General features: G+C 33.9%; 4 protein-coding genes and 3 pseudogenes. 2 read left to right on the forward strand and 5 right to left on the reverse strand.

Annotated elements, in window-relative coordinates:
- Positions 1–25: 25 nt before the first annotated feature.
- The 5 genes and pseudogenes from B6A27_RS02625 to B6A27_RS02645 all read right to left on the reverse strand — a co-directional run.
- Positions 26–307: pseudogene (locus B6A27_RS02625) on the reverse strand (IS982 family transposase); the annotation flags it as partial.
- A gap of 472 nt (positions 308–779) precedes the next feature.
- Positions 780–1,077 (reverse strand): annotated as a pseudogene (locus tag B6A27_RS18990) (transposase); the annotation flags it as partial.
- A 107-nt stretch (positions 1,078–1,184) separates the two neighbouring features.
- Entirely contained in the window at positions 1,185–1,805 is a 621-nt protein-coding gene (locus B6A27_RS02635; protein ID WP_080860002.1) for a phosphopantetheine-binding protein, read from the reverse strand.
- Between the two features lie 67 nt (positions 1,806–1,872).
- Positions 1,873–6,438 (reverse strand): non-ribosomal peptide synthetase, encoded by a 4,566-nt coding sequence (locus B6A27_RS02640; protein ID WP_080860004.1) that lies wholly within the window; start codon positions 6,436–6,438, stop codon positions 1,873–1,875.
- A complete protein-coding gene (locus B6A27_RS02645) occupies positions 6,435–9,641 on the reverse strand; it encodes a non-ribosomal peptide synthetase (RefSeq protein ID WP_080860006.1) in 3,207 nt (1,068 codons plus the stop codon). Before B6A27_RS02645 ends, B6A27_RS02640 begins: the two co-directional genes overlap by 4 nt.
- Before the next feature lie 761 nt (positions 9,642–10,402).
- On the opposite strand from B6A27_RS02645, the pseudogene B6A27_RS02650 reads away from it, so the two are divergent.
- Positions 10,403–11,257 (forward strand): annotated as a pseudogene (locus tag B6A27_RS02650) (IS982 family transposase).
- 374 nt (positions 11,258–11,631) lie between these two features.
- Complete coding sequence (locus B6A27_RS02655; protein ID WP_080860007.1) at positions 11,632–12,768, forward strand: IS110 family RNA-guided transposase; 1,137 nt, start codon at positions 11,632–11,634, stop codon at positions 12,766–12,768.
- Positions 12,769–12,863: the final 95 nt, after the last annotated feature.

Below are 12,863 nucleotides of genomic sequence, written 5' to 3' on the forward strand. Positions count from 1 at the left end.
CTTGGGAAACTGTTTGGATTTACTTCTGAGCGCGACGATTGTAACGGGAACGTTTGGGAAAGTCATCAACTGAAAACAAATTCCCAATCACAAAGCGATGCCACGCGCGCTCAGAAGTAAATCCAAACAGTTTCCCAAGGATATGAATAGCGATGATCACCTCATCTTTTGATTTCATCAAGTGGTGATTGTGACGTTGAAGATATGAATCCATAAGCAAAAGTTGAGTGGAAACAAAAGACAAAATCACCTCGTATTGTTTTTGAATGTTTGCTTGGTTTGTAGTAAAATGAAAGTGCTCTTGCATGGGGATTCTCCTTTCGAATGGTTGGTCGCACTTTCATTTTAAAGGAGGTCCACAAGCAAGGGCTCTTTTTTTGCTTATTCAAAATTATCTAGCACCACGGGTATAATTAATATTTATTAATACTTGAATAGGTAGGGTGTAGTAGGATAAACTCCATCATCCTTTTTTTTGAAACTGGAGGTCATTTCCCTATGATCGCACCTTTAGATCTTCATTTGTCTTATGGCGGTGTACCCTCCCAAGTCTCACGGAGTCCTTTTACTCCTACATTTCTTCATTCAACCTATCCATGAGGTGGAGGTCGGGTGTATGCTCCATAGCTAGCTCTATGCCTGTATGGTGTGATAACGACCGACTTCTCCGTGCTTCTGATGTCTATCTTCGATACGTCTTTTCAGTTTTAGCGACTACCCGCAATGTCTTTAATTGTGGAATATCTTGTATCATTTTTTCTTTATTGAATGGGATCGGTTAATGGATTAACACGCCGTGTGCGATAGTACTCATGTAAAGCTTTAAAGACTCTGTTTTTCGCTGTTAGGGGCATCGCCACCCGAAATAAGTGCTCGCAGTCATTTTCTCCTCCGTTTACTAATCGACTCTTTCCCACGATGTTTCCCCGATTCATTCTTTTTTAGGTTCAGCTCCGCGAGCTTAATGATTTGGCATAGATGCCGGTATTGGTGGAGGTCGCCCACCTCAGCGAAAAAACCAACTACCGTCATTTCTCCGATTCCTTTGATGTCGCACATCTCTTTGGCACCTGGAATCGTTAAAACCTTTCCCCTAACTACTTTCCATACTGTTTCATTATGAAAAAGCTAATCAAAACATGGAATTTGTTCTTTTTCTTTATAAGAACATGTGTTTTTAATGTCTAGAGAGTATATCCATCAACTTTTCCAGTGTTTTTTTCTACACTCAATTTTTGATCAATATAAAAACTTAACTTTTCAACAGTGTTATATTTAAATAAGTCAACAAGAGTTACTGTATCAGGATATATTTGATTAATTAAATAAAATACTTGTGAACACTTTAATGAGTCTCCTCCAATTTCAAAAAAGACATCTTGGACACTTATCATTTCAACCCCCAACACACGTTTCCAGATTTCTGCAATTTGTTTTTCTGTTTCAGTTTTTGGTAGTACATAGTGTACTTTTTCGTTCTTCTTTCCTGTTTGTGTAATTTGTTGACTACGTTCAATATAATCCTTTAAACTACCACCAGGATTATCAACCCATATATAACGTGAAGGTAAAATACCACCAGGTAGCTGATTAGATAGATATCCACTTATTAATTGATTTGATCGTAACTTATCCGGCATACATACTAAATATGCTATAATATCTTCTTTGCCATCAGATTTATTTTCAGTTACAACTAGGGCATCTTGAACAATTGGGTGACTTTTTAGAACTTCTTCTATCCTTAATAAATTATCATTAGAATTTTCAATACAATTTTCTTTTAATGACTTAATTTCATCCAAACATATCACCTTTCCTAATTAAACATCGATTTTATTGTTATTTCTGTTTAATTCCTATTCAGATTATTTAATTCACAAATTGTTTTAAGCTATTTCGAAAAAAGGAAATTTTTACCATAGGGTCTTCTAGGATTTTGTCAAAAACATCCAAATAATTAAATATAAGTTGGTTTATATCTTCCTCTCTAAATAAATCTGTACAAAACTCTATTCTACCCGAGATGATTTCTGAATCATCAAAAATTTCTGCAACTATATCATATTGAATAGATGTTAAATTAATAGGCATTACTTCTAATGTTAAATTATTTGAAATTTCAACTTTGCTTTTTGAGTAATGATATGTTAAGAATATTTGACATAATGGTGGTCTACTTGGATCTCTATGGGTTTTTATTGTATTTATAATTATTTCAAAAGGAACATCCTGATGAGAAAATGCTTCTAATATTGTTCTTTTAGAATCTTTTAATAATTCCAAAAAGGACCATTCCTCATCCAGCTTTGTCCTTATTGGGAGAGTATTTACAAAAAGACCAACTAGATCCTCGGTGTTATCGGTTCTTCCAGAAGCACTAGTACCAACTATAATGTCTTTCTGGCCAGTATAACTATAAAGCAGTAAATTCCATGCTGTCATGAACAACATGTACGGAGTAACTCCCTCTTTTTGTGCAAGTTCTCGTAACATTTGGCTTTTTTCTCTAGAAATTTGAAAGTTGATGTATTTTCCATTGAAGCTTTGTACTTCTGGTCTAGGCTTTTCTATAGGTAATTTTATATATTGAGGTGCACCTTTCAACTTGTTCTTCCAATATAGTAATCGATTTTGAAACTCATCAGTATTAATATATTGGCTTTGCCAATGAGCAAAATCTGAATATTGAATTTTTAGTTCTGGTAAATTACAAGGATTTTTATTAACCATACTATTATAGATAGTGAAAGTCTCGTTTAATAAATTCTTAAATGATATAGCGTCTCCAATTATGTGATGAAGTGTAAAAATTAATATATGTTCTTCTTTACTTTTTCTTAAAAGCTTTATTCTAAAAATTGGGCCTTTTTCCAAGTCGAACGGCTTTTGCCCTTCTAATTGTATTTTTTGATATACAAATTCATCATTGACGTCATCAATTAATTCTACTTCCAAGTTAAATTCAGGTTCTTTTAATTTTTGTATTGGCAAACCATATTGATTAATAAAGACTGATCTTAATGTTTCATGCCGCTGAATAATTTTGTTTATACTCTTTTCTAAAATACGAATATCTAATTTACCAATTACTTTAATTGGTAGTGACATATTGTAAACATTTGTATCTTTGTGGAGTTGTTCTTGAATCCAAATTCCTTTTTGTGCATATGACATTGGGTAACTTGCCTTATCTGGTCGCTCATGAATAATCATTTGTCTAAAATCTTTTCCAGTTAACTTATGCGAGTTGTAATTGATTAATTTCTCAATTGTCGGATGTGAGAAAACTGTCTGTATTGAAACATCAATTCCTAAATTTTTACGCATTTTCGATACCAATTTCGCCGCTAGTAGTGAATGCCCGCCTACTTCAAAAAAATTATCGGTTATCCCGATTTTATCTGTTTCCAGTAACTCCTCCCATATTTTTACCATTTCCCTTTCAAGTACAGTCTTAGGTTTAACATAAATCTTATCTGCAGGCTGATGAAGTGTAGATGGACTTGGGAGTGCTGAACGATTTACTTTTCCGTTTGGAGTCAACGGAATATTCTCCATTTCAATGAAGTGTGTTGGAATCATATAATCGGGTAAACGCTTTTTAAGATATTTGCGAACATCGTATTGAAAATTAGCATCTTTATTAAATAACGAAACATAAGCTACTAAAGACTGATTTCCATTGGGTGTTTTATGTATTATGACTGCTAATTCTCTTACATTATTGTGTTGTCTTATTATAGACTCAATTTCACCTAATTCTACTCGAAATCCCCTTATTTTTACCTGATCATCTTTCCTACCAATATACTCAATATTTCCATCAGGGAGATAACGAGCTATATCTCCAGTTCTGTATAATCTATTTCCCTTACTAATTTCAGGTATCTCTAAAAATTTATCAGCTGTAAGCTCAGGGTTGTTAAAATACCCTCTAGCTACACTTTCTCCACCAATAAAAATTTCACCAGGTACACCTATTGATACAGGCTGATAGTATTCGTCTAAAATATATATTTGGGTATTACTTATCGGTTTCCCAATTGGTACTGTATCAGTACTAAATTTTTGGTTAATGTTTTTCAGAACAAAATCTATTGTTCCAATAGTAGCTTCAGTGGGTCCATATTCATTTATAATGACACATGAATGTTCATAATTATAAATTCTTTCTATTAAGTCAAAATGTAATGATTCACCACCTACTATTAAAAACCGTTTAGGCAGAATATATTTACCATCTTCATTAGATAATAATAACGATAAATGAGATGGAACAACCTTTAGGCAATCAATGCTATGGAGTTTAAAATATTCTGCCAATTTGCTAGTGTCTAATATTCTTTCTTGAGAAATGACATGTAAGTGCCCGCCTGTACATAATGAAAGAAAAATCGGGGTATTCCCTAAATCTGCAGCTAATGTTGATACAGTTGCATAACTAAGTCTTGGAGTTTCATTTAAATTTAGCTTAATAATCCGATCATAAACATAGTTTAGTAGCTGCTTATGTTCCACACATACACCTTTTGGTGTACCTGTAGAACCAGATGTATAAATCGTATATACTAGGTTACCAGAGTTACAATTAATTTCTAAATCCTTTTCACTCTCATTAGAAATACTATCTTTATTTTTATCCATTAGTATAATTTTATTTTTAGGTAACATAAATTTTTCTAAATATTTTTCTTGGGTTAAAACAATAGAAACTTTTGCATCTTTCACAACAAAGTTTAGTCTATCTGGTGGATGTTCAGGCTCCAGTGGGACATATGCCCCTCCAGCTTTTAATACTCCCAAAAGAGCAATTATCATGTCTAATGATCTTTCTAAGCAAATACCAACTAAACTTTCTTTGTGAAGTCCGTTTTTTAAAAGGTAGTTAGCTAACTGATTTGCACTAAAGTTTAACTCTTGATACGTTATCGATTGATTTTCATATGTAACAGCAATTTTGTTAGGGTTTAATTTCACTTGCTCTTCAAAAAGATGGTGTATACACTTTTCCTTTGAAAATTCTTTTTTAGTTCTATTCCATGTAACTAACAATTCCTTTTTTTCTTCATGTGTTAGAATAGATAAATAAGACACTTTTTTATCTGGATTATCAACAATATTTTCCAGTAAGGTAATAAAGTGACGTGTCCATCTTTCAATTGTAGATGATTTAAATAATTCATTATTATACTCAAAAACACATTCCATTCCGTTTTTCGATTCTGTTACTTCCAGAGTTAAATCGTACTTACATGTACCATTATAATTTCTAGATGTTTCTATTGTTAAATTATGCAAATTCAGTTTCTGCTTAGGAGTGTTTTGAAAAACAAACATTACTTGAAAGATTGGTGAGTAACTATTGTTCCTTTTAAAATTAACTTTTTGTAGTATTTTTTCAAAGGGTACTTCTTGATTACTTAATGCACTTGTTGTGTTCTTTTTTGTTAGATTTAATAATTCACGAAATGTTGGATTACCCGACAAATCTGTACGAAGGACCAAATTATTAACAAAACATCCTATCAATTGCTCAACTTCTTCCGTATTTCTATTCGCAATTGGAGACCCTACTATTATGTCTTTTTGCCCTGATAAGCGATAAAGTAAAATTTTAAAAGCTGAAAGGAGTGTCATATAAATAGTTGAACCTTCTTTGAAGCTAATTTTTTTTAATGATTCCGACAATTCTAATGGGATTTCAAACTTAAATAACGCGCCTTTATAACTTTGTTGGAGTGGTCTAGGCATATCTGTGGGTAGTTCTAATATTGGCAATTCCCCCCCAAGATAATCAGACCAAAACTCCAGTTTACTTTTCATTTGATCGGACTTTAATAAATCTCTTTCCCAAACACTATAGTCTCCATATTGAATAGATAAATCTGAAAGATTATCAGTTGTACCGGAGTATAACGAGTTGTATATAACCGACATTTCTTCCATAAGTAACCCTAGAGACCAACCATCTGCAATAATATGATGTAAAGTAATGAATAATTTAAATTTTTCTGGAGCAACTTGAACTAATAACACTTTAATTAAATTAGAATTAGGGTCATTTAAATTAAACTGATGGTTGGCTTCTTTTTCTGCGAGAAGTGAACATTCTCTTTCTATAGATTCCTTTGTTAGATGTTGTAAATCTACATATTCAATTTCTATTTCTTGACTAGGCTTAACGATTTGCAATAATTCACCGTCATCCATTTCAAAATAGGTTCTTAATATTTCATGTCGTTCAACAATCCTATTTAAGCTTTTCGTTAAAATTTTAATATCTAAATTACCAGTGACATCAATACAAGAGGAAATATTATAGACAGATTTATTTTCTAGGATTTTATCTATTAACCACAATCTTTGTTGGGAAAAAGAAGCTGGAAAAACATACTCATGGCTACTTAAATGCTCATTAATATTTTCTCTACTCATTTTTTCACCTCATTTCGACGGATACGAGAAGATCGGTCTACCTTTTTTATTTTCCTTTCTATTTGAAAAGTGCCCTTTTTACTATCTACCAATTTAGCTAACTTTCTAATATTTGAGTTTTCTAACAATTCTTTAAGTGAAATTTCCAAGCCAAAATGATTTTTAATTCTTAAAAGGATTCTAGTAGCTAAAAGAGAATGACCACCTAAATCAAAAAAATCAACAGTTACCCCTATATTTTTTATCCCTAGCACCTCACACCAAATTGATGTGATTTTCTTTTCTGTATCTGTTATAGGTGTTATGAATTTTGTTTCTAATTCTACAAAATTAGTATTATACTGTAATTGTTTTCTATCCACCTTCCCATTTATTGTCAATGGAATCTCTTTTAAAAAAACAAACTTCGTAGGTATCATATAATCTGGTAAATATACTCTTAAGTAATCTATTATTTTAGAAATGTCTATTTCTTTAGAATCTTTTGTTACTAAATATGCCACTAAAAAAGTTTCTTCTTGTATAGAATGGCTTAGAACTACTACCTCCATTATTCCATTAAATAATGATAATCGTGACTCAATCTCTCCTAATTCAATTCTGTGCCCTCTGATTTTTACTTGATGATCTATTCGTCCCAAGTATTCTACATTACCATCAGGCAGCCACATTGCTAAATCTCCAGTTTTATACATTCGATTGTTTGGTAAAAAAGGGTTTGGGATAAACTTCTCTTCTGTTAGCTTTTGATTATTCATGTAACCCCTTGCTAAACACTTACCAGAAATACACAATTCCCCTGGAACACCAATAGGTTTTAGGTTGTTATGTGTGTCAATAATATAAAAGTGAACATTTTGAATTGGCTTTCCAATAGGTACGGTACTTAACTCAGTATTCGTAGGGCAATGAAAAGAAGATACCTCAATTGTTGCCTCGGTAGGACCATATAGATTAACTAAGTTAATTTTTAAATGTTTATTTACTAACTTATTAAAACGACTAACATGTTTAGGTTGTAAAGCCTCGCCACTACAGAAAACAAACTTTAAGCTTTGTAAATGAGATAGTAGTGTTGAATCTATCAATACATCCAAAAAGCTACTCAACATAGATGGAACAAAGTGAATAATTGTTATTTTCTCTTCAGCAATTTTTTCAATTATTCTCCTAGGATCCCTTTCATCACCGTGACCTAAAAGGCATACTCGAGCACCTATAAACATTCCAATGAACAGTTCCCATACTGATACATCAAATACATATGGAGTTTTTTGTAATATTGTTTCATTTTCGGTAAATTGATATTGCTCGACCATCCATTCCATTCGATTAATAACTGAATGATGTTCAATCATTACACCCTTAGGATTACCTGTTGATCCAGATGTATAAATCACATACGCGAGACTTTTCTCACTATGAATTGGTTCTGGATTTTCATGATTTACATTTTCAAATGATAAAATGTCTATAGGCCATACTTCTCCAGTGAAAAAGTCTAACCGCTCTTTATAATTTTTATGAGTCAGTACAATTTTTACTTTACTATCTTTTAAAATATAATCGATACGGTTTTTGGGATAATCAGTCATTATTGGTAGATAAGCTCCACCTGCTTTTAATATTCCAAATATACCTATTATCATATCAAGGGAACGTTCCATAAAAATTCCTACAACACTATCTTCTCCAACACCTTTGGTCCTTAGTAAATTGGCAAGTTGATTTGCTTTAATATTTAACTCTTTATAAGTCAATGATGTATCATTAAATGTATATGCAATTTTGTTTGGTGTTCTTTTCACTTGTTCTTCAAAAATATGGGTCAAAGTCTTTCCTCTAATTAAAGATACACTTGTCTGGTTAAAATCATATAATATCTTACTTTGTTCTTCTTTTGGTAAAATATTATATTCATCAAAATTTTTAAAAGGGTTTCTTAAAATATCACATATAAGTGTATACAAACGTCTATAGTGATTATCAATTTCATTTCTTGAAAAATATTCTGTCCAAAAATCTAAATCTATTGAAATTTGGCCTCTTTCTTCTCTATCATTTATGTGGATGATAAATGGATATTCTTGATATCCATTAAAATACCACCTAGTTTTGAAGTCATTCTCATTATTAATAAATTTTGAATTTTGATATGAATAAAGAATTTTAAAATAGTTTTGAATAGATGTTTTATGTTTATCTCTAATATCTTGGGCAAAAAAGTTAAATGGATATCTTTGATGCTTGAAGGTCGACAGTTGCTCCCTTTCAACTTCTTTAATGAACTTCGAAAAGTTGCAATCATGTGGAACATGTACCCTAAATGGTAATGTACTAATAAACATTCCCAATAAGTTCTTTTCTTTAGAAGAAGTCCTATTATGTACACTAGTTAATAAAGAGATATCATTTACTTCTGTAATTCTTTGAAGATAAAGGGTTAAAACAGATAAGAAAAATGTGTTTGTAGATATGTTTTCTTTTTTACAATAATCTTGAATCTCATTTGTCAAGCTATTTTCAATTGTATATGATAATCGCTCGGCTCTTAAACTTGATACAGGTTTTGTTTGATAAGTTAATGTGGTAGGTTTCTCAGGCAATTCACTGAACTTATTTGACCAATACTCTTTATCTTTAAAAAACCTTTTAGAGGAGAAATACATTAACTCTTTCTCAACAAAGTCTTTGTATGAATTTACACAATCGTTAGATACTTCCTTTCCTTGTAGTAAATAAAAATAGTTTTTCAATATTAAATCTCCAATGAGAGTCATAGTCCACGCATCCGATATCAGGTGGTGCATTTTGACATAGAACCCTGTCTCGTAATTTCCTAGCGTAAATATTACAGCTTCAATAAGAGCATTATCAAAAATATCAAAAGGTATCTTAGTTTGTTCATTTGCCCATTTATCTAATTGCTCTTCATTTATGAAATGATAAGTGGGGACTTCAATATTTTTGTAATCATATATATATTGCACAGGTCTTCCATTCTTTTCTGTAATCCGAAGACGTAATGTGTCATGGTTTTGAAAAAGAAGTTGAACAGATTGTTCTAACAACTTCAGATCCAAATTCCTTTTTATTCTCATTGATCCTGCAATAACTCCTATAGAAGTATTAGGATACAATTTTTCAGAATACCATATCCTCATCTGAGGTTGAGATAGAGGAAAATAGTTATTAGCTTCCATAATTTCACCACTCTCAATATATTCTGTTTTTTTAGTTATCTCTATTACTTTTTAAATAACTATTATTAATAAACCCTTAGTTTTATTGATTCAAAGCTCTAACAGTTAATTAATTTTAGGATTGTAAATGGAAGAAGTTTATTTATTAAGAACGTTTTGCAAAAAGCATGATGAATACATAAATGCACCAGCTTAAAAGTCATACACAGTGACAAAAAACACAATTCGAGACGGCAGACATTTTTTATCTCCCATCTAACTAAAGAACATGAATTCATAGGTGATATTCTTTTGAACACATTGTTTAAATATATGGATCAGCTTTCCACCTATATGACAGGAAGATCACCCATACCGAAAAAACACTGCACAAATTTTAGACTTTCCAACAATTCTCATATATCAATTTTTTCCTGAATTAGTAAATATTTTCAATAACAAAGTTTTTGGGTTTCACACCCAACTGGTGACCGATTTAGGAATTCAGCAGCCTCCCATTGCTTTATTGAAAGTACAACATCGATCAGAAAAATATACCTTTTATCTCAATACTTTTAGACCACATTTTCTGTCAATATAAAATTTTAAATCAATTCACACAACATATTTTTACTATTTTTTTTTATTTTTGTCAATTTGTTTTTTAAAAAGAAAATAACTACCCGTAGTGCTAGATAAAATCAGACAAGCATAAAAATAGCCCTTGCATGAGGATCTCCTTAAAATGAAAGTGCGACCAAACATTGAAAAGGAGAATTCACATGCAAGAGCACTTTCATTTTACAACAGATCGAGCCAAACTTCAAAAACAATATGAAGCGATTTTGTTCTTTGTATCGACTCAACTATCGATTATCCAGATCCATCTTCAACGTCGAAATCGTCATTTGTTGAAACAGAAAGACGAAGTCATCATCACCATCCATGTCTTTGGAAAGTTGTTGGGCTTCACTTCCGAACGGGCTTGGCACTGGCTTGTGATCGGGAATTTGTTTTCCAAGGACTTGTTCCATGAACATTCTCGATACAACCGTCGCTGCCGAGCGCTTCGCTTTGCGATCAAGTGGATTCGGCACCAACTGGCCAAACGTGGACAACACCATGCGTATGCGGTCGTGGACAGTTTGCCGGTCGAACTGTGTCATTCCGCTCGAATGTATCGCGTCAAACGATTCCTTGGAATGGTCGATATGGGCGATTGTGCTTCCAAAAGGATCACGTTCTATGGGTGGAAACTTCACCTGCAGGTTACCGACCAAGGGCTTCCGATGGGATAGGTTGTCACCGAAGCGTCTTGTCATGACCGGATGGCCGCGGAAACCGTCATAACGCAAATTCCACATCCGTATAACCTAGGTGACAAAGGATATATCAGCCAAAAGCTGCAAAAGAAGCTGTACGAAGAGCACCGAATCGCTTTTTGGACGCCCGTTCGAAAAAATCAGCGAATTCGCCAATCGGACGTATGGAAACAGTGGATAAAACGAAAACGCAAAGTGATTGAAACCGTGTTTTCGATTTTAGTCGATTTGTATCGGATCATCGAGATTCGAGCGAGCTCGGTTTCTGGATTTGAAACGGCACTGGATGGTACTCGCTTGTTGTTCTTAGGCTAGTTGAGTGTTAAAGCTCAACTAGCACCACGGATAAATAATTATTAAATATTAAATTTTATGGCTATTAATCACAAAATGTACTTTACAAACAGCTGTTTTTTTGATCAAGAATAAACATCCATGAGTAAATTTTACTCCCCACCCATGCATGAAAATCAAGCCTTCCTTCCCATAATGAATATTAACGCAAACCGTTTTGAAAGACGTTCTTTTTTATGGTGGTTCGACCCTGTAGAATAAACTGTTTGAGTCCATTTGGTGCTCCACCCATTGTGAGCCCTTTTCCTATGGAAAAGGTGACTACGAACAGAAAAATGCCTAACACACAAATGGACTCTCTGTTTGCGAATTCATCCATGAAAGGAGTAAGGATGATGGATGTTCTTTATCATCGTTGCGCGGGCTTAGATGTCCACGCGAAAACCATTGTCGTTTATGCACTAGTTGGGGAGGAAGAGCACATTCAGAAAGAAATCGAACCCTTCCCTACCTTCACGAAAGATTTGTTTCGCCTTCTGAAATGGCTAGAGGATCGTAGGATTACTCACATTGCGATGGAGAGCACAGGTGTGTATTGGAAACCGGTCTTTAACATTTTAGAGGGCTACTTTGACATTACCCTTGCCAACGCGCAACGAATCAAAAATGTACCGGGGAGAAAAACCGATGTATCGGATGCCGAATGGATGGCCAAGTTGTTACGCCATGGATTGATTGAAAAGAGTTTTGTGCCACCTGCGGATATTCGTGAGTTGCAGGATTTGACCCGTTTGCGCAAAAAGTGGATGGGGCAATTGACTGCAGAGAAGAACCGAATTCACAAAGTATTGGAATGTTCCAATATCAAGCTTAGCGCCGTGATTTCCGATATCTTTGGAGCATCTGGCCGGAAATTGCTCAATCGTTTAATGAAACAAGGGTATATCGAAGAGTGGGAAATCGACGCTTGCATTCACGAAAGGATGAAAGAAAAAAAGGCACAAATTCAGGAATCGCTCTTTGGTACATTAACGGAGCATCAATTGTTCATGATTCGGCAATCGTGGAAGCACATCGAGTATTTGGAAAGCTTGATTCAGGAGATGGACCATCGAATCGACCAACTCTTACAAACGTATCAGCAGGAGTTGGAACTTCTGATGACGATCCTAGGAGTCAAAAAAGAAACTGCCGCCGTCATCATCGCGGAAATTGGAGTGGATATGGGACAATTTCCGACTTCCCAGCACCTCGCCTCATGGGCAGGGGTCGCTCCGGGCAATCACGAAAGTGCCGGAAAACGAAAAAGCACGCGAACAACCAAAGGGAATCCTCATATCAAATCGGCTTTATGCGAGGCAGCATGGGCGTTATCACGATGTAAGAATCAGCGTTTGGCGGCAAAGTTTTGGTCATTGAAATCACGGAGAGGAACGAAAAAAGCACTCGTTGCGATCGCGCACCGAGTACTTATCATTGTGTACTGCATGCTTTCTCGAAAAGAACCGTTTCGAGAACAGCCAACTCATTAGTATAACCAAAAAGAATAAGAACTATACGAGATACCTAAAAATAAGGTAGCTCTGCTTTCTTATTGCCTTTTTTGGTCATTAACAGGGTGTCCCAT

Origin of the sequence: Anoxybacillus sp. UARK-01 (assembly GCF_002075365.1) — a bacterium.
Classification (GTDB): domain Bacteria; phylum Bacillota; class Bacilli; order Bacillales; family Anoxybacillaceae; genus Anoxybacteroides; species Anoxybacteroides rupiense.